This window comes from Escherichia sp. E1130 (assembly GCF_005781065.1).
Classification (GTDB): Bacteria; Pseudomonadota; Gammaproteobacteria; order Enterobacterales; family Enterobacteriaceae; genus Escherichia.
Genome location: NZ_VATL01000013.1, coordinates 1 through 20,225, shown reverse-complemented (window position 1 = coordinate 20,225; position 20,225 = coordinate 1). Strand labels below are relative to the sequence as shown.

Below are 20,225 nucleotides of genomic sequence, written 5' to 3'. Positions count from 1 at the left end.
ACAAGACCGGGCTGATGGTTAATCCCACAAATCGCGCGCCGGGTCGAGCACCGGGCGAATGATGCCCGCACGCACCGTAAAGTCGCCGAAGCCTTCACCCGCTTCACGCTCTTTCGCCCAGCGCCCTATCAGTTCATCAAGCGACGCCAGGATTTCCGGCTCGGAGATGTTTTCTTTATACATCCGTGGGATACGTGTCCCCATGCGGTTGCCGCCAAGATGCAGGTTGTAGCGACCCGGCGCTTTACCCACCAGACCCACTTCCGCCAGCATCGCGCGACCACAACCATTCGGGCAGCCTGTTACACGCATCACGATATGCTCATCGCTAATGCCATGTTTCGCCATTAAATTATCGATGTTATCGATAAACGACGGCAGGAAACGCTCCGCTTCCGCCATCGCCAGCGGGCAAGTCGGGAATGACACGCAAGCCATTGAGTTTTCACGCTGCGGCGTGACGGCATTCATCAACCCGCTCTCTTTGGCGATCTTCTCGATCTTCGCTTTCTCGCTTTCCGGTACACCGGCGATGATCAGATTCTGGTTCGCCGTAATGCGGAAATCGCCTTTGTGGATCTTCGCGATCTCCAGCAAGCCGGTTTTCAGCGGACGCCCAGGATAATCAAGGATGCGACCATTTTCGATAAACAGCGTCAGATGCCAGTTATCATCAATGCCCTTAACCCAGCCAATACGATCACCGCGTCCGGTAAACTCATACGGACGGATCGGTTCAAATTTGATCCCCGCGCGACGTTCCACTTCCGCTTTAAACGTCTCAACACCCACGCGCTCCAGCGTGTATTTGGTTTTGGCATTTTTACGATCGGTTCGGTTACCCCAGTCACGCTGAGTTGTCACGACGGCTTCCGCCACCGCCAGCGTATGCTCCAGCGGCAGATAGCCAAACTCGCTCGCCGTGCGGGCGTAGGTTTTCTTGTTACCGTGCTCCATGGAAAGCCCACCGCCCACCAACAGGTTAAAGCCCACCAGCTTGCCGTTTTCAGCGATCGCCACGAAGTTCATGTCGTTGGCATGCAGATCGATATCGTTCTGCGGCGGGATCACTACCGTGGTTTTAAACTTACGCGGCAGGTAGGTCTGACCAAGGATCGGCTCTTCATCAGTAGTGGCGACTTTTTCCTGATCGAGCCAGATCTCCGCGTAAGCTCGAGTACGCGGCAGCAGATGTTCAGAAATTTTCTTCGCCCATTCATACGCTTCCGCATGCAGCTGCGACTCGAACGGGTTCGAGGTGCACAGCACGTTACGATTCATGTCGTTGGCGGTGGCTAACGCATCCAGACCGACCGAGTGCAGCATCTGGTGTGCAGGTTTGACGTTCTTTTTCAGAATACCGTGGAACTGAAACGTCTGACGGTTGGTCAGGCGGATGCTACCGTAAATGGTGTTTTCCACCGCAAATTTGTCGATCGCCTGCCACTGTTTGGTGGTGATAACACCGCCAGGCAAACGGCAGCGCAGCATCATGGCGTGGCGCGGTTCCAGCTTCTGCTCAGCACGTTCAGCGCGGATGTCACGGTCATCCTGCTGATACATACCGTGGAAACGGATCAGCAGGAAGTTATCGCCCTTAAACCCACCGGTCAGGCCGTCATTTAAATCTTCAGCAATCGTGCCGCGCAGATAGTTGCTTTCAAGCTTCATGCGCTCGGCGTCTGCCAGTTTACCTTCGACCACTAAAGGCCCTGGATGTTTTTCGCTCATTAGTAGACATCTCGCTGATAACGGCGCTCTACGCGCAGCTCACTTAAAAATTCATCCGCCGCTTCGGTGTCCATGCCACCAAATTCGGCAATCACTTCCAGAAGTGCCTGTTCAACGTCTTTCGCCATGCGATTAGCGTCGCCGCAGACATAAATGTGGGCACCGTCATTGATCCAGCGCCACAGCTCCGCGCCCTGTTCGCGCAGTTTGTCTTGTACGTAAATTTTTTCTTTTTGATCGCGCGACCAGGCGAGATCGATGCGCGTCAGCACGCCGTCTTTCACGTAACGCTGCCATTCCACCTGGTAGAGGAAATCTTCCGTAAAGTGCGGGTTGCCAAAGAACAGCCAGTTTTTACCCGGCGCTTCGTCGGCGGCACGTTGCTGCATAAAGGCGCGGAACGGCGCAATACCGGTACCTGGGCCAATCATAATCACCGGGGTTTCCGGGTTAGCGGGCAGGCGGAAGTTGTCGTTATGTTCGATAAAGACGCGAACTTCGCCCTCTTCTTCCACGCGCTCTGCGAGGAAACTAGAAGCACCACCGGCACGGGTGCGGCCTTCCACGTCGTAACGCACCACGCCAACGGTGACGTGTACTTCGTTCTCGACTTCCGCCTGCGAGGAGGCGATGGAATAGAGGCGCGGGGTCAGCGGGCGCAGCAGATTAATCAGCGCTTCGGCATCCAGTTGTGCCGGAGAGAAACGCACCATGTCGACAATCGGCGTGGTCGCGGCGTAATGCTGCAACTTCGCTTTATCGCCCACCAGCGGCAGCAGCGTTTCGCTGCGCGTTAAGGTAGCGTAGTTCTCAACGATATTGGCGGTGTTGACGGTCAGTTCGAAGTGCCACTGTAGCGCCTCATTCAACGGCAGGGTTTTGCCCTCAACGGTGACAGGTTCATCGCCTTTCAGCCACAGCAGTTCGACAAGTTCTTTCACCAGTGCCGGATCGTTCTGATACCAGACACCCAGCGCGTCACCCGGCTGATAACGCAGGCCAGAGTCGCCTAAGTCAATTTCGATATGACGAACGTCTTTTTCAGAGTTACGCCCGGTAATTTTCTGGTTAACCGAAAGGCTAGCCACCAGCGGCGCGTCTTTGCTGTACGGGCTGGTGTGGATTTCATTTAGTGCGCCAGTAGCGACGGAATGTGAAGGTGCTGCGACAGGCGCGCGCGATTTAAGCGCATCAACCACGCGGGCGCGCCACTCGCTGGCAGCGGCCTGGTATTCAACGTCGGCATCGACACGATCGAGCAGGCGTTCACCGCCCAGTTCCGCCAGCTTGCTGTCGAAATCTTTCCCGGACTGGCAGAAAAATTCATAAGAGCTATCGCCAAGGCTAAACACGGCAAACGCGGTGTTTTCCAGCTTCGGCGCTTTTTTGGAGAACAGAAACTTATGCAGCGCGACGGCTTCTTCCGGCGGTTCCCCTTCCCCTTGTGTTGACGTCACCACGATAAGCAGTTTTTCGCTGGCGATTTGTTTGAATTTATAGTCGCCCGCGTTCACCAGCTTAACGTTCAGTTTTACCGCTAATAAGTCATCGCGTAACGCTTCGGCGACCCGACGCGCATTGCCGGTTTGCGAAGCGGAGATAATAGTAATACCCGGCATTTCTGCGGCGGGCGCTGGCGTCGCTGCAAGCGTAGCAGGCTGCTGATTGAGCACGCCCCAGAAATAGCCAGAAACCCAGGCAAGCTGGGTGGGCGTTAAATCGGTCGTGGCCGCCTGGAGGCGTGCCAGTTGCTCCGGGTTCAGCGGAAGCAAAGCGGAAGGTGGGACCTGTGTCGTCATGCGTCGTTATGTTCCAGTAAGCAAAGCTGTTTATCGGCCCTGTCAGCGCCCATAAAACAGAAGAGAAGGTAAGGTTAACGGCGCGAAGGGGGTGGATTAAAGACGGGATAGCGATAACTAATAACCAAATCGACTAACCTGTTTTAGCAATAGTCTTTAACAACAAAATAGATTTATTAACTCAATGAAAAATAAATAAATATCGACCGCAATTAAGTTAAATCGGTCATTTTGCGCAACAAACCCGTTTTTAGTAATGCGAAAAAACAGGCTTTCCGGTACTCTACGGCGGTTTTATCGTCCTGTAGAGAAATTATGATGTCCACCACGTTATTTAAAGATTTCACCTTCGAAGCCGCTCACCGTCTGCCGCACGTCCCACAGGGACATAAGTGCGGGCGCTTACACGGGCATTCTTTTATGGTGCGCCTGGAAATCACAGGGGAAGTCGATCCACATACGGGCTGGATTATCGATTTCGCTGAACTGAAAGCGGCGTTTAAACCAACCTACGATCGCCTCGACCACTATTACCTCAATGATATACCCGGTCTGGAAAACCCAACCAGCGAAGTTTTAGCAAAATGGATTTGGGATCAAGTTAAACCCGTTGTGCCGCTATTAAGTGCGGTGATGGTGAAAGAAACCTGCACTGCGGGCTGTATCTATCGCGGCGAATGATAAGAGTGTGTCGGCGGTCAATTTCCCTTAAGTAACACTATGTTAGGGTGTTGCGCTCAGGATATCTGGAGCACACCATGGAAGATGACTGCGACATTATTATCATCGGTGCGGGTATAGCAGGCACCGCTTGTGCTTTACGCTGCGCGCGGGCAGGTTTGTCCGTTCTGTTACTGGAACGCGCTGAAATTCCCGGCAGTAAAAACCTTTCCGGCGGGCGTTTATATACCCATGCGCTCGCTGAACTCCTCCCGCAATTTCATCTGACCGCGCCCCTTGAGCGTCGCATCACCCACGAAAGCCTTTCTTTATTAACACCAGATGGCGCCACAACATTTTCCAGCTTACTGCCCAACGGCGAGTCATGGAGCGTGTTACGCCCGCGATTCGATCCGTGGCTGGTTGCCGAAGCCGAAAAAGAAGGTGTCGAGTGTATCCCTGGTGCGACGGTAGATGCGCTGTATGAAGAAAACGGCAGAGTGTGTGGCGTTATCTGTGGTGACGATATTCTCCGCACCCGTTATGTCGTCCTGGCAGAAGGTGCCAATAGCCTCCTGGCGGAACGCCACGGATTAGTTACCCGCCCTGCTGGCGAATCAATGGCGTTAGGAATCAAAGAAGTGCTGGCGCTGGAAACATCCGCTATTGAAGAACGTTTTCATCTGGAGAATAACGAAGGCGCAGCGTTGCTGTTCAGCGGCGAAATCTGTGATGACTTGCCCGGCGGCGCATTTCTTTATACTAATCAACAAACGCTCTCGTTAGGGATTGTTTGCCCGCTCTCTTCCCTTACGCAAAGTCGTGTTCCGGCAAGCGAGCTGCTGGCCCGCTTTAAAACGCATCCAGCAGTGCGCCCGCTTATCAAAAACACGGAATCGCTGGAGTATGGCGCGCATCTGGTGCCAGAAGGTGGCCTGCACAGTATGCCGGTGCAATACGCCGGTAACGGCTGGCTACTGGTGGGCGATGCGTTACGCAGTTGCGTCAATACCGGAATTTCCGTACGCGGCATGGATATGGCGCTGACTGGCGCACAGGCGGCGGCACAAACGCTGATAAGCGCCTGCCAGCACCGCGAGCCGCAAAATCTGTTTCCGCTTTATCATCAAAACATAGAACGCAGTCAGCTGTGGGATGTTCTACAACGTTATCAGTATGTTCCGGCGCTTTTGCAACGCCCGGGATGGTACCGTGCGTGGCCTGCGTTAATGCAGGATATTTCCCGTGATTTATGGGATCAGGGGGATAAACCTGTTCCGCCGCTGCGCCAGTTACTCTGGCGTCATATACGTCGTCATGGCCTGTGGCATCTGGCGGGCGATGTTATCAGGAGTCTGCGATGTCTGTAGCCCGTAATCTCTGGCGCGTTGCTGATGCGCCGCACATTGTTCCGGCTGACTCCGTTGAGCGTCAGACGGCAGAACGATTGATTAACGCCTGTCCGGCAGGTCTTTTTTCGCTCACGCCGGAAGGGGACTTGCGTGTTGATTATCGCGGTTGCCTTGAGTGCGGAACCTGCCGTTTGCTGTGCGACGAAAAAACACTACAACAGTGGCGCTATCCGCCTTCCGGATTCGGCATCACCTACCGCTTTGGATAAATAATAAGGATAATTTATGTCCCTCTTACACCTGCTCCGCCAGAATCCGGTGATTGCTACCGTTAAAGATAATGCCAGCCTGCAACTGGCAATCGATTCTGAATGCCAGTTTATTTCCGTGTTGTACGGCAATATCTGCACCATCAGCCATATCGTTAAAAAGATTAAGAACGCCGGGAAATATGCCTTTATTCATGTCGATTTGCTGGAAGGTGCATCGAACAAAGAAGTGGTGATTCAGTTTCTGAAACTGGTGACCGAAGCGGACGGCATTATCAGCACGAAAGCATCGATGCTGAAAGCGGCAAGAGCGGAAGGTTTTTTCTGTATTCATCGCCTGTTTATTGTCGATTCGATTTCGTTTCACAACATTGATAAGCAGGTTGCGCAATCGAACCCAGATTGTATTGAGATCCTGCCAGGCTGTATGCCCAAAGTGCTGGGCTGGGTGACGGAGAAAATACGCCAACCGCTGATTGCTGGTGGGTTGGTGTGCGATGAAGAAGATGCGCGTAATGCGATTAACGCGGGTGTGGTGGCGCTTTCCACCACGAATACCGGGGTCTGGACGTTAGCAAAAAAATTGCTTTGACGGGATAATCGTAACGAATTGAATTTGTGTGATTTGTAGGCTGCACGCCAAATCCGGCATTCAGCGCCTGATGCGACGATTGACGCGTCTTATCAGGCCTACAAGTCCCGAGCCTGGCCCCCGTCCACGCCGCATCCGGCTGTACGTTATTGGCAATCTGCGTGAATGTTTGTCACCAGTGCCTCCAGCACGGCTTTCCAGTCATCTACCACACCAACATCTGCCTGCGAAAATACCGCCGCGCTGGCGTCATGATTAATCGCCACCACAAACTTACTATTACGTACGCCCGCCATTAACGCTGCCGCACCGGATGCGCCCGCCACAATGCAAACATCTGGCGCCAACAAATGCCCGGAAATGCCAATGACCTTTTCGGCTTCAAAGCCACCGTTCATCACTCGCGCCCGACTGTAGCCCACTTCTGCCCCCAGCTTTTCAGCCAGCGTAGCGATGTCATGGCTATCTGCCTCGCCGCCCTGCCCCACTACCAGCACCCGTCTGGCCTCAGCTAATGGATCGCGGATAACATTTTTAAGATCCTCTGTGCTAACCAGCCAGTCGGGAAGCGCCCCGGGAACAATGTTCAGTTGCTGCATACCAGAGGGCAACGTGGCGTTTTTCGCTGCTCCCACCTGACGTGCCAGCGAAAGACATAGCGGGCGTTTTTCTGTTTGCAACGTCGCCGTTAGCGCATTTCCCCAGTGGGATTTGCGCACGCTTACGGTTGGAATATCTAACGAAGTCACCTGGCAGATGCTTGCACCATGTAAACGCCAGGCCAGCCGGGTCGACAGTTCATCACCAAACGTTCCCGGCGGAAAGAGAACAACGTCCACAGGCGTTCGCTGCCACTGTTCTACCAGCGCATCCAGCACCTGTTCCGCGACCATCGGCTGCGGCTCGATTTGCCAGTGCGTTAGTGTGCTGCCGCTGAAATCCTGCTCCGCCAGCCAGCCCGCTATTGCGGCATGTTCCTGATTTATTGTCACAATTGCGATATTCATGGCTGCATCCTTTGGCGTAAATAGTCCTGCCATAGCTTTTGCGCTTTTTCTGCTACCGTTTGCCCATCAATCAGCGTCGCTCTGCGTCGTTGCTCTGGCCTTGCCAGTTGCAGGCACTGCATCGCTGGCGATTCAGCAGCAACAGTTTTGCGGATAATTTCCGCTTTCCCCGCCGTCATACGCTGGCGCATTCCCGGTACTGGCAAGGCCACTTCGCCACACTGGCGCACAGCAATCACCGCGGGCAAGCGGACACGACAACAGCGCAGCCCATTTTCAGTACGCTGTTCGAGGGTGATAAACGGCGCGTCGAGAGTGAAACGCTCCACCTGGGTGAAACAGGGCCAGCCCAGCATTTCCGCCAGCAAAAATGGCGTTTGCCCATTCTGTCCTTCGCTGCTTTGGCAGCCGGTAATTAGCAGATCCAGCGGATTCTGGCGCTGCCATTCGGCAATATGCCAGGCGACAAATTCCGGCGCAAAGCGCAGATCTGCCGCCGTCTCCAGCAATACAACTTTCTCAAACCCAAGAGCCATGAGATAGCGCAGCCAGTGCAACGCCCGTTCATCGCCTATGCTCAACGCGGTTAAAGTCATCGGCGTGCCATTTTTTCTCTGCGCCAACAGCAGCGCGGCAGCGGCCTGTTCATCAGCACCGAGTAAACTTCGCAGTAGCGAAACATCCGGTCCGCTATTACCCTGAGCCGCCGCCAGCCACTCTTTTTCCGCCAGCATCCCGGCATCCGGTTCGGCTTTAAACGCTAACAGTATGTTCATTCGCACCTCCTACATTTCCCGCCGCCACCAGCGGGAGGGCTTTAGTTTCTGGTGCCCATAGCCAGGTCACGACAAAACCCACTAACAACACTGCCGCCAGGATCAATAAAGTAACTTGCATCCCCCACTGCGCCAGAATCCACGGCAGCAGGCCCGTACTTACCGCCGCGCCAAGTCGACTCATGGCGGTGGCAAAACCGACGCCCAGCGAGCGAATGTCAGTAGGAAAACTTTCCGCAGGCAAAATGCCCACCAGATTACTGACCGCCGAAATGGTGGTGCTGAAGAGAACAAAAAGCAGCAGCGTTAATGAACTGCCGGAAGGCAAACAGGCCATCACTACCAGCGTTGCCGCCAGCAGCAAAAAACTTCCCAGCAAAAATTTGCGATGTGCCAGCAGGTGCGTCAGAACTAATCCCAGCAGCGCGCCCACAATTAACAACGCATTAAGCATCAGGCTGGCGGTCAGCGCATCTTCCAGACCAATAGTTTGGGCAATGGTCGGCAGCCAGGTATAAATCACAAACCATGGGATTACGAGGCAGACAAAGAAGACGCTGTTAAACGCCGTGCGCCGCCAGTAGCGCGAAGAGAACAAGGTTTTGATGTGTTTATGGGTCGCCGTTGCCACTTCATCGCCCAGTAAAACATGGGGACCAAAATAGCGATGCACGATAGCGTGAGCTTCTGCAAAACGCCCCTGTCGCAGTAGCCAGCGTGGCGATTCTGGCGTTCCCCAGCGTAATAACGTAATCAACAACGCGGGCAGAGCTGCCGATGCCAGCAGCCAGCGCCAGGCTTCAGGGCTTTCTGAAATAAAGTGATGTCCGGCAATACTTGCCAGCACATAGCCTACGGTCCACACCACGCTGAACGCGCCCAGCAAAATACCGCGGTGGCGGCGCGGGGAAAATTCAGCCAGCAAGGTGTGACCGACTGAGTAATCGCCTCCCAGACCAATGCCAATCAAAATGCGCAGTCCAATAAGATGCTCTGGCGTGGTGGCAAAAAATTGTAAAAACGAAGCAAGCGTAATCAGCAAAAAGCTGAAGGTGAAGATTTTTTGTCGCCCAATATGGTCGGAGATCCAGCCCAGAACCAGGCTGCCGATAAACAGGCCAAGTAACGCCGAGCCGCCAATCATACCCGCCATAAACGGCGTCAGTTGCATGGCTGGAGTAAGCTGAATAATGGCGTAACCAATGACGCCGAGGACATAACCGTCGGTCAGGTGCGCACCGAAAGTGAGCGCAGCAATGCGGCAGTGAAAACGGTTAAGTGGTAAATCATCCATTCGCACCGGTGAAGTGTTCATCTTTACCCCTTCATTGTCCGGTAATAAGAACGGCTTCCCGGTTGAGAAGCCGAAAAGGCAACGCCCCGACATCACGGGACGCTGCCTGACACATTATTTTTCAATCGGATAGATAGTACCCGTATTCATAATGCCGTTAGGATCGAACTGCTTTTTCAGCCCTTCCAGCAACGCCCACGCGCTGCCGTGTTCCAGTTTGCTCCAGTGAACGCGATGTTTACCGATACCGTGGTGGTGCACCATCGAACCGCCGAGGCGAATGGTTTCTTCGCAGATGATTTTGTTGAGCGGATTGTGGTACTTGTCGATTTCCTCTTCCGGCTTACAGTCAACGACGTTGTAGTCGTAGACGAAGTACATGTTGGTGCCGTTCTGGTAGCTATGAGAGGAGTGACCGCCCAGCATGGTGATGTCGTCGGCGTGCGGGAACTCGGTACGAATACGGTTAATAACGCTTTCGTAGATTTCGTGGATGCAGCTCCAGCAGCCGGAGACTTCAGTGGTAAAGCCCATGTTGCCGGTTTTGAGGATCTGTACACGTTCGGCAGCCACTTTATCTGGTCCCCAGTTCAGGTGATTAAACCAGGTTTCAATCAGTTTGCTGTCTACACGCTGGCATTGCGGGTAGCGGGCAACGATTTCCGCAATCCCTTCGCCCGTCGCCTTCGCAATGCGAGGGTTACCTTCAGCCATAAAGATCAGCACACATTTTCCGTCGGCAAAATGGGTGAAGTGTTGGGTGCCATCTTCGGCGTCATACAAACGAGCGATCGACGGACGATAACCTTCCACCATGATTTCACGCAGGATGTTGAAGCCGGTTTTCATGTCTTCCAGGATATAGCCGTAGAAGAGGTTGTTTTCTGGGGTGAATTTAAAGATTTTCACTGTTACTTCAGTGATATAGCACAATGCACCTTCGTTGCCGATGATGATGTGACGAATGTCCGGGCCAGCCGCGCGGCGTGGCACGTTTTTAATGCGTGTCACGGTGCCATCAGCCAATACTGCTTCCAGACCAACGACCATATCTTCGATTGCGCCGTAGAGTGTGGAGAACTGCCCGATACTGCGGGTTGCTACCAGGCCGCCCATCTGCGCCAGCGGTTTTGATTGCGGAGAATGCCCTGTGGTGTAACCTTTTTCACGCAACGCGTTTTCCAGCACCTCCAGCGGAACGCCACATTGCGCCGTGGCCTGCATATTCTCAATATCAATATTAATGATTTGATTCATGGCGGAGCCGTCGAGCACCACCGAGTTTTCCACAACGGTTTCCAGTCCCCCCTCGGTGGCGGAAGCGCCGGTACGCGGCACACCATTAATTTTGTGCGCATTCATAAAATTCAACACACGGGAGACTTGTTCTGTGGAACCGAGTTTTACGACCGCTGCCGGAATCGGCAAAGTATAAATGCCATGAATATCCGGAAATTTACGAAAACGGTCAATACTGTTCTTCTTTAATACTGTTTCATCGGTAATTACGCGATCTGCACCAACAATTTCCTTTAGCTGGTCGACAATCGCTGCGCGAGATAAAGACATAGTAATTCCTTCCTGATAATAAAAATGGAATAATCATTAATAAGAGAAAACAGAAACCACCGTTATGGATTAGCGCACTAAATAACCGCCATCAACCACTAATAAATGTCCGTTGACATAATTTGAAGCCGGACTTGCGAGGAATACGGCTGCGCCCATTAAATCCTGAGTATCGCCCCAACGGTTTGCCGGAATATGATCAAGAACGCGCTGGTTAGTTTCTGGATTACTACGGGTCGCCAGAGTGATATCGGTAGCGTAATATCCCGGAGCAATACCATTCACCTGAATATTATATTGACCTAATTCATCGCAATAGGCTTTGGTGAATCCGGCAAGAGCATGTTTAGTGGCAGAATAAGCAGGTGACCATTGTCCACCTAAGTAAGAGAACAATGAACAGATATTAATGATTTTACCGCTTTTCTGCGGGATCATAATTTTTGCCGCTTCATAACTTAACTCGAATGCGGCGGTCAGGTTCACATCAATCATTGGATCCCAGTCGGCACGACCGAAGTCCAACACTTTATTCAGCTTACAAATACCGGCATTGTTCACCAGAATATCAACGGTACCGAAGCGCTCACAGCAGGCAGCGATAATCTTCTGCGGTGCGCCTTCTGCGGTGATATCCACCTGCATAAAGTCCACTTCAACACCCTGTTTTTCAATCATTTCCTTTGTTTCGCCGTTATCTTTGACAAAACTTGGAATAAAAATATTTGCGCCAGCTTTGGCCAACGCCATTGCAAATGCCTGACCTAAACCGCTATTCCCGCCGGTAACAATTGCTGTTTTACCTTTCAGGGAGAAAAAATCCATTGAGAACGCATTGAGAGATTCGATTGACATAGTTAGCTCCAATTTCCGTAAGGCAAAAAAAAAGAAAGGTAACTTCCCCCGCGAGAGGGAAGTTACCTTTCTCATTATCTCTGGTAACTGGAGATAATTTTTAGCATAAGGGCATAACTGCTAATGTGATCGTAATCACAGTGTGCTGTTCGTATTATCAAATAGTTTTAAAAAGCAGAAGCGTGATTACTCTCACACAACACCTCTGCTTTCCATGTTATTTCTTATCGCAATTACTAGAGACCTGAGAAAAGTAATCCACCTGAAAGGGCGGCTTACTTTTCTCTTTTTTTTGTCTATTACAAATGGGAATACGATATGCAACACAACTCATATCGCCGTTGGATAACCCTCGCGATAATTAGTTTTAGCGGCGGCGTAAGTTTTGATCTGGCTTATTTACGTTATATTTATCAAATTCCCATGGCGAAATTTATGGGATTCAGCAATACCGAGATAGGTTTAATAATGAGTACATTTGGTATTGCGGCCATTATTCTTTATGCCCCCAGCGGCGTTATTGCCGATAAATTTTCACACCGCAAAATGATTACTTCCGCGATGATCATTACCGGGTTGCTGGGCCTGATAATGGCAACCTATCCACCACTCTGGGTAATGCTCTGTATTCAGGTCGCCTTTGCCATAACCACTATTTTAATGCTGTGGTCAGTGTCGATTAAAGCCGCCTCATTGCTGGGCGATCATAGCGAGCAAGGGAAAATTATGGGCTGGATGGAAGGGCTGCGCGGTGTCGGTGTAATGTCGCTGGCGGTGTTTACCATGTGGGTCTTTTCTCGCTTTGCACCGGATGACAGCGCCAGCCTGAAAACGGTCATTATTATCTACAGTGTGGTTTACATCTTATTGGGGATTCTGTGCTGGTTTTTTGTTAGCGATAACAACAACCTGCGCAGTGCCAATAACGAAGAAAAACAGTCATTCCAGCTTAGCGACATCCTGGCCGTTTTGCGCATCAGCACCACCTGGTATTGCAGCATGGTGATTTTTGGCGTCTTCACCATCTACGCCATTCTGAGTTACTCCACCAACTATCTGACCGAGATGTACGGCATGTCGCTGGTGGCGGCGAGCTACATGGGGATTGTGATCAACAAAATCTTCCGCGCACTGTGTGGTCCACTTGGCGGCATCATCACCACCTACAGCAAAGTGAAATCCCCTACCCGCGTGATCCAAATCCTTTCCATCATCGGCCTGCTGGCACTGACTGCCCTACTCGTTACCAACTCTAACCCGCAATCGGTCGCGATGGGGATTGGCCTGATTTTACTACTGGGATTCACCTGTTACGCCTCACGCGGGCTGTACTGGGCCTGCCCCGGCGAAGCGAGAACACCGTCTTACATTATGGGTACCACGGTAGGTATTTGTTCGGTGATTGGATTCCTGCCGGATGTCTTCGTTTACCCGATTATCGGTCACTGGCAGGACACCCTGCCCGCTGCAGAAGCCTACCGCAACATGTGGCTGATGGGCATGGCGGCCCTCGGCATGGTGATCGTCTTTACCTTTTTGCTGTTCCAAAAAATTCGTACTGCTGATATCGCCCCCGCAACGGCTAACAGCAAGTAAGCCAGAAAAATTACAGGAGAAAAATCATGTCGAAGAAATACATCATAGGGATTGATGGCGGAAGTCAGAGCACAAAAGTAGTGATGTACGATCTGGAAGGTAATGTAGTTTGCGAAGGTAAAGGCTTATTACAGCCGATGCACACGCCGGATGCCGATACCGCAGAACATCCTGACGACGATTTATGGGCATCATTATGTTTTGCCGGTCACGATTTAATGAGCCAGTTTGCCGGGAATAAAGAAGATATTGTCGGCATTGGTCTGGGCTCCATCCGTTGCTGCCGCGCGTTGTTGAAAGCCGATGGCACGCCTGCTGCTCCGTTGATTAGCTGGCAGGATGCACGCGTTACACGCCCTTACGAACATACGAATCCTGACGTGGCGTATGTCACCTCTTTTTCGGGTTATCTGACGCACCGTTTAACGGGGGAATTAAAAGATAATATCGCCAACTATTTTGGTCAGTGGCCGGTGGATTATAAGAGCTGGGCATGGAGTGAAGATGCTGCGGTAATGGAGAAGTTTAATATCCCCCGCCAGATGCTTTTTGATGTGCAAATGCCAGGCACTGTTCTTGGGCATATCACACCGCAAGCCGCGCTGGCGACGCATTTCCCGGCAGGACTGCCGGTTGTTTGTACCACCAGTGATAAACCGGTAGAAGCTCTGGGAGCCGGGTTACTGGATGATGAAACGGCAGTAATTTCTCTTGGCACTTACATCGCATTGATGATGAACGGTAAAGCACTGCCGAAAGATCCGCTGGCGTACTGGCCGATTATGTCTTCTATTCCGCAAACGTTGCTTTATGAAGGTTACGGTATCCGAAAAGGCATGTGGACGGTGAGCTGGCTGCGCGACATGTTAGGCGAGTCGTTAATTCAGGATGCCAAAGCACAAGATCTTTCACCGGAAGATTTGCTCAACAAAAAAGCTTCTTGTGTGCCACCTGGCTGTAATGGTCTGATGACAGTGCTGGACTGGCTGACCAATCCGTGGGAACCCTACAAGCGTGGGATTATGATCGGCTTTGATTCCAGCATGGATTACGCATGGATATATCGCTCGATACTGGAAAGCGTGGCGCTAACGCTGAAGAACAATTACGACAATATGTGTAATGAAATGAATCACTTTGCGAAGCATGTGATCATTACTGGCGGTGGTTCGAACAGCGATCTGTTTATGCAGATTTTTGCCGATGTATTCAATCTTCCGGCGCGCCGTAATGCCATTAACGGTTGTGCAAGCCTGGGGGCGGCGATCAACACGGCTGTAGGGCTTGGTCTGTATCCAGATTACGCAACGGCTGTCGACAAAATGGTTCGCGTGAAAGATGTCTTTATGCCGATTGAGAGCAATGCCAAACGCTACGATGCGATGAATAAAGGTATTTTCAAAGATTTAACCAAACATACTGATGTGATCCTGAAAAAATCGTATGAAGTGATGCATGGTGAGCTGGGGAATGCGGATTCAATCCAGAGCTGGTCGAATGCGTAAATGAGGAAGACCGGGCGGGAAACTGCCCGGCCTGAACATACCTGAATGGTTATCCCCGGCTGACGCGGGGAGCTCATAGTCGAAGTCTTCATGACTTCCTTGATATTCGGTTTATCCCCGCTGGCGCGGGGAACTCTCTAAACATAACCTATTATTAATTAATGATTTTTAAGCCAGTCACAATCTACCAACTTTACAGAATCACACAAACAACATATCCATTATGTTAAAGAGCACTTAATCCATTGATTGAAAAGATAAATATATAAAATAACTCTATACAAACTAAAATCTACCAAACTCCGACGTAATAATTTTCACTCCAGCGAAAAATTAACGCCACAGAATTTGTAGAGAATGACAATGATTAGCCCGGAATGGGGAAAATGGATGAGTGTTCAGAGGAGACAAAAAATATAAATGAGTGGGAGTCTTTACAAACCCCACCCATTTACAACGCTTATAAATGTTTAATCAGGCAATATTTAAATATTTATGTGTTTGCATCGACAAACGCCAGTTACGCGCAATGCAAGTTTCAATGCACAAACGCGTAGCATCTTCCTTCTGGCTAATTGGCTGAAGTGCAATGACTCGCGGTTTATCATCGGTCAGCGTCGCCAGCAATTCATCCAGTGCTTCGATATCCCGTACGCGTCCAACTGGGTGTTTGATTTCGTTAGCTCGCTCCAGGGCTTGCGACAATACTTCATAACCGCCACGCATATTCAGTTTTGGCGACACGGTGACCCAGGTATTCGGCGTACAACGCACTTCATGAGTGCCGCTGGTTTCAATCTGGCAGCTAAAACCGTTCTTTTCGAGCAGGTCAGTAAGCGGCAGCAAGTCATGAATGCAAGGCTCACCACCGGTAATCACCACGTGACGCGCGGTGTATCCCTGACGACCGATGACTGCGAGCAAGTCTTCACTGCTTGCTGCTCCCCACTTATCACTCTCTTTCGTTTTCCCCAGAATGCTGAAAAGGGAAACTTCCCGATCCTCAAGCTTTTCCCATGTGTGTTTGGTGTCGCACCAGGCACAGCCGACCGGGCATCCCTGTAAACGAATAAAAATGGCGGGGACGCCGGTAAAGTAACCCTCACCTTGCAGGGTCTGGAACATCTCGTTAATCGGGTACTGCATAGCATTCTCTGAGAAGTGGATAATTGTTAATTATTGCAGATCCTGCCGCAATATTCATGCTTTATTAACATTCTGTTACAGGCGGGTTTAAGGTAAAAAGTGAATCAGATCATTAAGAATAAAATGAAGCGGCGTATTATGTTTTAAGGAATTAAATAAAAGGGATTTAAACATGTTTAGAATATTCATCGTATTTATATTTATTTTCAATTTATCAGGTTGCGGTTATAACGATATTCAAACCTATGATGAACAGGTCAATGCCTCCTGGTCAGAAGTATTGAATCAGTATCAACGCCGTGCAGATCTTATTCCTAATCTTGTCGCCAGCATTAAAGGTTATTCCAGCCATGAAAAAGAGGTACTGGAGGCCGTTACGTTAGCTCGTAGTCAAGCTAATCGTGCCAGCAGCGATCTTCAGCAAGCTCCGGGAGATGAGCAAAAATTACAAGCCTGGCAACAAGCTCAGGCGCAGGTAACTCGCACTCTCGGGCAGTTAACGATTATTAGTGAACGTTATCCAGAATTAAAGGCTCAGGAACTCTATCAAAATTTAATGGTACAACTCGAAGGAAGCGAAAATCGAATTGCTGTCGCGCGAGGAAGATATATTAAAGCCATTGAACAATATAATGTCACTATCCGCAAATTTCCCGCAGTGTTAACCGCAAAGGTCATGGATTACACACCAAAGAAAAATTATTTGCCGGATGATGTCGCCGCAGTAAGCAAAGCCCCAACAATAGATTTTAGCCAGAATGCTAATGCTCATTAGGCGAGTTAATTATATGAAAAATTTTATCTTACTTCTTGTTCTGGTCTGTTCATCTGCGTTTGCAGTGCAAGTTCCAGTACCTGAATTACCTAAATATATGAATGATTTAACAGGGACATTAACCAGAGGGGAAGTAAGTACGCTGACCAGCCAGATTAAAGCCCTGACGCAAAAAGAACAGACGCAGCTTGTGGTATTGGTGGTTGAAACCACAGGCGAAGAAACCATCGAGCAATATGCAACACGTGTGTTCGAGAGTTGGCAGCCCGGCCATAAAGGTCGTGATGACGGTATTTTACTGGTAGTTGCCTGGCAAGATCATACAGTTCATATTGAAATCGGTTACGGGCTTGAGGGTATTCTTACTGATGCACAGTCCGGGCAAATTATTCGCAACAGTATTATTCCAGCGTTTAAAAAAGGCGACCTTACTGGCGGCTTGCAACAGGGTATCAGTGATATTGAAACCCGACTATCAGGAAATGATTTAGTCAATAACACATCGCCCGATCACCCTTTGCCCTTTAGCGGTTGGTGGGCTTTGATAGTCTGGGCGATAGTACTGACCTTTATTTCCGCCAGAGGATATGTCAAAACGCTGGGAGTGATTTGCTTTGCTGCCATAGTACTGGCTTTTGTACTTCCCATCGCTGGATATAGCGGGAGCTGGGGAGTTCTTGCCACATTATTATGTTTCGCCACACCATTCCTGACCGTAGCTATCGCTTTCACACCTTTCGGCAGAAAGGTGCGTGATTCAATGCGTAGCGCCAACCGACCATCACGTTACGAAAGAAGCAACTCGGCCTCCTGGCATTCTTCATCATCGTCGTCATCTTCCTCTTCATCGTCTTTCGACAATGACAATTTCAGCGGTGGCGGCGGTTCGTCTGGTGGCGGTGGCGCTTCCGGGCGCTGGTGATCGTAATGCGCTTAATCTTTATTTTACTCGCTTTGTGGTGCCTTCCGGTGCTTGCCCAGCAAATTGCTGTGCCGGAGCTGCGCCACCAGGTGACCGATATTACTGGTACGTTAAGCTCGTCTGAACAACAATCACTGACACAGCAGCTGCAGGATATTACACAAAAAACACGAGCCCAGGTCGCCGTATTAATTGTGCCATCCACCGGGGACGATACCATTGAACAATATGCAACTCGCGTTTTTGATAGCTGGAAACTGGGGGATGAGCGTCGTGACGATGGTATTCTGATCCTGGTCGTCTGGGAAGATCGTAAAGTTCGCATTGAAGTGGGCTACGGGCTGGAAGGGGTGGTTACCGACCTGCAAGCGGCGAAGATTATCCGTGATATATTAATCCCTGCTTTCAAAAGTGATGACCTTATGGGTGGGTTAACACTGGCAAGCGAAAATATTGGCGCACTTCTGCTGAATGGTGAATTACCGGAAAACAGGGGGAATTACTACAGTATCAATCCCCCTATTCCATTATCGCTTGCTGTAATTATATTACTGGCGGTGCTTTCATATTTTATTGTTTTTACCGATCCGTCAAATCTCCCCTGGATAGCACTCACTGGCGCAATTTACGGGATGGTATTCCTCTATGTTGCAGAGCCAGGACCATGGACGAATTTAATCGTTGCCTGCGGTATGTTAACGCCTTTTGCGATCGTAGTGCTGCTTATCTTTTGGCTTATCGTTAGTAAAAAACTACGCGCCAAATATAAGAAACTCGGTAAAGAAAGAGCTTCAAGAAAAGGTTCTTCTTCATCCTCTTCCGGTGGAGGCTCAAGTGGTGGCGGGTTTAGCGGCGGCGGCGGATTTAGCGGAGGTGGTGGTTCATCTGGAGGCGGTGGTTCCTCAGGCCGCTGGTAACTCGACCATAAAAAATGCCAGCCCGAAGGCTGTAATGCCGATCAGTTAAGGATCGGTTGACCGATCCAGTGGCTGTGTAAGAATCCGGAAATGCTCACCCGTTTCCGGATTTTTTTATGCACATTGGACAGGCTCTTGATCTGGTATCCCGTTACGATTCCCTGCGTAACCCACTGACTTCTCTGGGCGACTATCTGGACCCGGAACTGATTTCCCGCTGCCTTGCCGAATCCGGCACCGTCACCCTGCGTAAGCGCCGCCTTCCTCTTGAAATGATGGTCTGGTGTATTGTCGGCATGGCCCTTGAACGTAAAGAACCGCTTCATCAGATCGTTAACCGTCTGGATATCATGTTACCCGGCAATCGTCCCTTCGTTGCCCCCAGCGCCGTGATCCAGGCCCGTCAGCGGCTGGGAAGCGAAGCCGTCCGCCGCGTGTTCACGCAGACAGCGCAGCTCTGGCATAACGCCACGTCGCATCCGCACTGGTGCGGCCTGACCCTGCTGGCCATCGATGGTGTGTTCTGGCGCACACCGGATACGCCGGAAAACGATAGCGCCTTTCCCCGCCAGACACATGGCGGAACCCCGGCACTCTACCCACAGGTTAAAATGGTCTGTCAGATGGAGCTGACCAGCCATCTGCTGACAGCAGCGGCCTTCGGCACGATGAAAAACAGCGAAAATGAGCTCGCGGAGCAACTGATAGAGCAGACCGGCGATAACACCCTGACCTTAATGGATAAAGGTTATTACTCACTGGGGCTGCTGAATGCATGGAGCCGGGCGGGAGAACACCGTCACTGGATGATCCCGCTCAGAAAGGGTGCGCAGTATGAAGAGGTCAGAAAACTGGGTAAAGGCGACCATCTGGTGAAGCTGAAAACCAGTCCTCAGGCGCGAAAAAAGTGGCCGGATCTGGGACAGGAGATGACAGCCCGCCTGCTGACCGTGACGCGCAAGGGAAAAATGTGCCATCTGCTGACGTCGATGACGGACGCCATGCGTTACCCCGGAGGGGAAATGGCGGACCTGTACAGTCATCGATGGGAGATAGAACTGGGATACAGGGAAATGAAACAGACGATGCAACTGAGCAGGCTGACGCTGAGAAGTAAAAAGCCGGAGCTTGTGGAGCAGGAGTTATGGGGCGTGTTACTGGCGTATAATCTGGTGAGATATCAGATGATTAAAATGGCGGGCCATCTGAAAGGATACTGGCCGAATCAGCTGAGCTTCTCAGAATCATGCGGCATGGTCATGAGAATGCTGATGACCCTTCAGGGGGCTTCACCAGGTCGTATTCCGGAGCTGATGCGGGATCTTGAAAGTATGGGACAACTGGTAAGGTTGCCGACAAGAAGGGAAAGGGCCTTCCCCAGGGTGGTAAAGGAAAGGCCCTGGAGATACCCCACAGCCTTGAAAAAATGCCAGTCAGTTGCTTAACTGACTGGCATTACA

At 50.9% G+C, this 20,225-nt stretch carries 17 protein-coding genes and 1 pseudogene; 10 read left to right on the top strand and 8 right to left on the bottom strand.

Annotated features, from left to right (window positions below; all coding sequences use genetic code 11):
* Window positions 1–18 precede the first annotated feature (18 nt).
* Together cysI and cysJ are read right to left on the bottom strand one after the other, a co-directional pair.
* Window positions 19–1,731 carry an assimilatory sulfite reductase (NADPH) hemoprotein subunit gene (gene cysI / locus FEK66_RS13405; RefSeq protein ID WP_135492933.1) on the bottom strand — a complete coding sequence of 571 codons (1,713 nt, stop codon included), beginning with the start codon at window positions 1,729–1,731 and terminating at the stop codon, window positions 19–21.
* On the bottom strand, window positions 1,731–3,530 hold the full coding sequence (gene cysJ / locus FEK66_RS13400) for an NADPH-dependent assimilatory sulfite reductase flavoprotein subunit (protein WP_135494995.1): 1,800 nt from the start codon (window positions 3,528–3,530) through the stop codon (window positions 1,731–1,733). Before cysJ ends, cysI begins: the two co-directional genes overlap by 1 nt.
* Window positions 3,531–3,845: 315 nt before the next feature.
* On the opposite strand from cysJ, the gene queD reads away from it, so the two are divergent.
* The 4 genes from queD (at window position 3,846) to FEK66_RS13380 (ending at window position 6,403) form a co-directional block, all read left to right on the top strand.
* Window positions 3,846–4,211 (top strand): 6-carboxytetrahydropterin synthase QueD, encoded by a 366-nt coding sequence (gene queD, locus FEK66_RS13395; protein ID WP_016159619.1) that lies wholly within the window; start codon window positions 3,846–3,848, stop codon window positions 4,209–4,211.
* 77 nt (window positions 4,212–4,288) lie between these two features.
* A complete protein-coding gene (locus FEK66_RS13390; protein ID WP_135494996.1) occupies window positions 4,289–5,560 on the top strand; it encodes an FAD-dependent oxidoreductase in 1,272 nt (423 codons plus the stop codon).
* Window positions 5,551–5,811: a ferredoxin family protein gene (locus FEK66_RS13385; protein WP_130207668.1), complete on the top strand. Its 261-nt coding sequence runs from the start codon at window positions 5,551–5,553 to the stop codon at window positions 5,809–5,811. The genes FEK66_RS13390 and FEK66_RS13385 overlap by 10 nt, the downstream gene beginning before the upstream one ends.
* Before the next feature lie 16 nt (window positions 5,812–5,827).
* Window positions 5,828–6,403 carry a glycerol-3-phosphate responsive antiterminator gene (locus tag FEK66_RS13380; protein WP_135494997.1) on the top strand — a complete coding sequence of 192 codons (576 nt, stop codon included), beginning with the start codon at window positions 5,828–5,830 and terminating at the stop codon, window positions 6,401–6,403.
* Between the two features lie 146 nt (window positions 6,404–6,549).
* On the opposite strand, the gene FEK66_RS13375 is transcribed toward FEK66_RS13380, so the two are convergent.
* From FEK66_RS13375 to FEK66_RS13355, 5 genes are all read right to left on the bottom strand, one after another.
* Entirely contained in the window at window positions 6,550–7,410 is an 861-nt protein-coding gene (locus tag FEK66_RS13375; protein ID WP_135494998.1) for an electron transfer flavoprotein subunit alpha/FixB family protein, read from the bottom strand.
* Window positions 7,407–8,186: an electron transfer flavoprotein subunit beta/FixA family protein gene (locus FEK66_RS13370; RefSeq protein WP_130259338.1), complete on the bottom strand. Its 780-nt coding sequence runs from the start codon at window positions 8,184–8,186 to the stop codon at window positions 7,407–7,409. The genes FEK66_RS13375 and FEK66_RS13370 overlap by 4 nt, the downstream gene beginning before the upstream one ends.
* Window positions 8,164–9,573: an MFS transporter gene (locus FEK66_RS13365; RefSeq protein WP_167854251.1), complete on the bottom strand. Its 1,410-nt coding sequence runs from the start codon at window positions 9,571–9,573 to the stop codon at window positions 8,164–8,166. The genes FEK66_RS13370 and FEK66_RS13365 overlap by 23 nt, the downstream gene beginning before the upstream one ends.
* A gap of 21 nt (window positions 9,574–9,594) precedes the next feature.
* Window positions 9,595–11,049 carry an FAD-binding oxidoreductase gene (locus tag FEK66_RS13360; protein ID WP_000059295.1) on the bottom strand — a complete coding sequence of 485 codons (1,455 nt, stop codon included), beginning with the start codon at window positions 11,047–11,049 and terminating at the stop codon, window positions 9,595–9,597.
* Window positions 11,050–11,118: 69 nt separating this feature from the next.
* On the bottom strand, window positions 11,119–11,904 hold the full coding sequence (locus tag FEK66_RS13355) for an SDR family oxidoreductase (protein WP_000021321.1): 786 nt from the start codon (window positions 11,902–11,904) through the stop codon (window positions 11,119–11,121).
* 318 nt (window positions 11,905–12,222) lie between these two features.
* Between FEK66_RS13355 and FEK66_RS13350 the strand changes: the two genes are divergently transcribed.
* On the top strand, window positions 12,223–13,500 hold the full coding sequence (locus FEK66_RS13350) for an MFS transporter (RefSeq protein WP_130207674.1): 1,278 nt from the start codon (window positions 12,223–12,225) through the stop codon (window positions 13,498–13,500).
* Window positions 13,501–13,526: 26 nt separating this feature from the next.
* Entirely contained in the window at window positions 13,527–15,005 is a 1,479-nt protein-coding gene (locus tag FEK66_RS13345; RefSeq protein WP_130207675.1) for an FGGY-family carbohydrate kinase, read from the top strand.
* Between the two features lie 474 nt (window positions 15,006–15,479).
* Here FEK66_RS13345 and queE read toward each other — a convergent pair whose 3' ends face one another.
* Window positions 15,480–16,151, bottom strand: coding sequence for a 7-carboxy-7-deazaguanine synthase QueE (queE, locus tag FEK66_RS13340; protein WP_135495000.1), 672 nt, complete (start codon window positions 16,149–16,151; stop codon window positions 15,480–15,482).
* A gap of 172 nt (window positions 16,152–16,323) precedes the next feature.
* Here queE and FEK66_RS13335 point away from each other — a divergent pair, with 172 nt between their 5' ends.
* From FEK66_RS13335 to FEK66_RS13320, 4 genes and pseudogenes are all read left to right on the top strand, one after another.
* On the top strand, window positions 16,324–16,926 hold the full coding sequence (locus FEK66_RS13335; protein ID WP_130207677.1) for a LemA family protein: 603 nt from the start codon (window positions 16,324–16,326) through the stop codon (window positions 16,924–16,926).
* Between the two features lie 13 nt (window positions 16,927–16,939).
* A pseudogene (locus tag FEK66_RS13330) lies at window positions 16,940–17,611 on the top strand (YgcG family protein); the annotation flags it as partial.
* Window positions 17,612–17,844: 233 nt separating this feature from the next.
* The gene (locus tag FEK66_RS13325) at window positions 17,845–18,765 is read left to right on the top strand and encodes a YgcG family protein (RefSeq protein WP_130207679.1); all 921 of its coding nucleotides are present in this window, start codon (window positions 17,845–17,847) and stop codon (window positions 18,763–18,765) included.
* Between the two features lie 116 nt (window positions 18,766–18,881).
* Window positions 18,882–20,210, top strand: coding sequence for an IS4 family transposase (locus FEK66_RS13320; protein ID WP_135495001.1), 1,329 nt, complete (start codon window positions 18,882–18,884; stop codon window positions 20,208–20,210).
* Window positions 20,211–20,225 lie beyond the last annotated feature (15 nt).

Coding starts and splice junctions, on each gene's coding strand:
- cysI (WP_135492933.1), bottom strand. CDS start 1,731: ATGAGCGAAAAACATCCAGGGCCTTTAGTGGTCGAAGGTAAACTGGCA.
- cysJ (WP_135494995.1), bottom strand. CDS start 3,530: ATGACGACACAGGTCCCACCTTCCGCTTTGCTTCCGCTGAACCCGGAG.
- queD (WP_016159619.1), top strand. CDS start 3,846: ATGATGTCCACCACGTTATTTAAAGATTTCACCTTCGAAGCCGCTCAC.
- FEK66_RS13390 (WP_135494996.1), top strand. CDS start 4,289: ATGGAAGATGACTGCGACATTATTATCATCGGTGCGGGTATAGCAGGC.
- FEK66_RS13385 (WP_130207668.1), top strand. CDS start 5,551: ATGTCTGTAGCCCGTAATCTCTGGCGCGTTGCTGATGCGCCGCACATT.
- FEK66_RS13380 (WP_135494997.1), top strand. CDS start 5,828: ATGTCCCTCTTACACCTGCTCCGCCAGAATCCGGTGATTGCTACCGTT.
- FEK66_RS13375 (WP_135494998.1), bottom strand. CDS start 7,410: ATGAATATCGCAATTGTGACAATAAATCAGGAACATGCCGCAATAGCG.
- FEK66_RS13370 (WP_130259338.1), bottom strand. CDS start 8,186: ATGAACATACTGTTAGCGTTTAAAGCCGAACCGGATGCCGGGATGCTG.
- FEK66_RS13365 (WP_167854251.1), bottom strand. CDS start 9,573: ATGTCGGGGCGTTGCCTTTTCGGCTTCTCAACCGGGAAGCCGTTCTTA.
- FEK66_RS13360 (WP_000059295.1), bottom strand. CDS start 11,049: ATGTCTTTATCTCGCGCAGCGATTGTCGACCAGCTAAAGGAAATTGTT.
- FEK66_RS13355 (WP_000021321.1), bottom strand. CDS start 11,904: ATGTCAATCGAATCTCTCAATGCGTTCTCAATGGATTTTTTCTCCCTG.
- FEK66_RS13350 (WP_130207674.1), top strand. CDS start 12,223: ATGCAACACAACTCATATCGCCGTTGGATAACCCTCGCGATAATTAGT.
- FEK66_RS13345 (WP_130207675.1), top strand. CDS start 13,527: ATGTCGAAGAAATACATCATAGGGATTGATGGCGGAAGTCAGAGCACA.
- queE (WP_135495000.1), bottom strand. CDS start 16,151: ATGCAGTACCCGATTAACGAGATGTTCCAGACCCTGCAAGGTGAGGGT.
- FEK66_RS13335 (WP_130207677.1), top strand. CDS start 16,324: ATGTTTAGAATATTCATCGTATTTATATTTATTTTCAATTTATCAGGT.
- FEK66_RS13320 (WP_135495001.1), top strand. CDS start 18,882: ATGCACATTGGACAGGCTCTTGATCTGGTATCCCGTTACGATTCCCTG.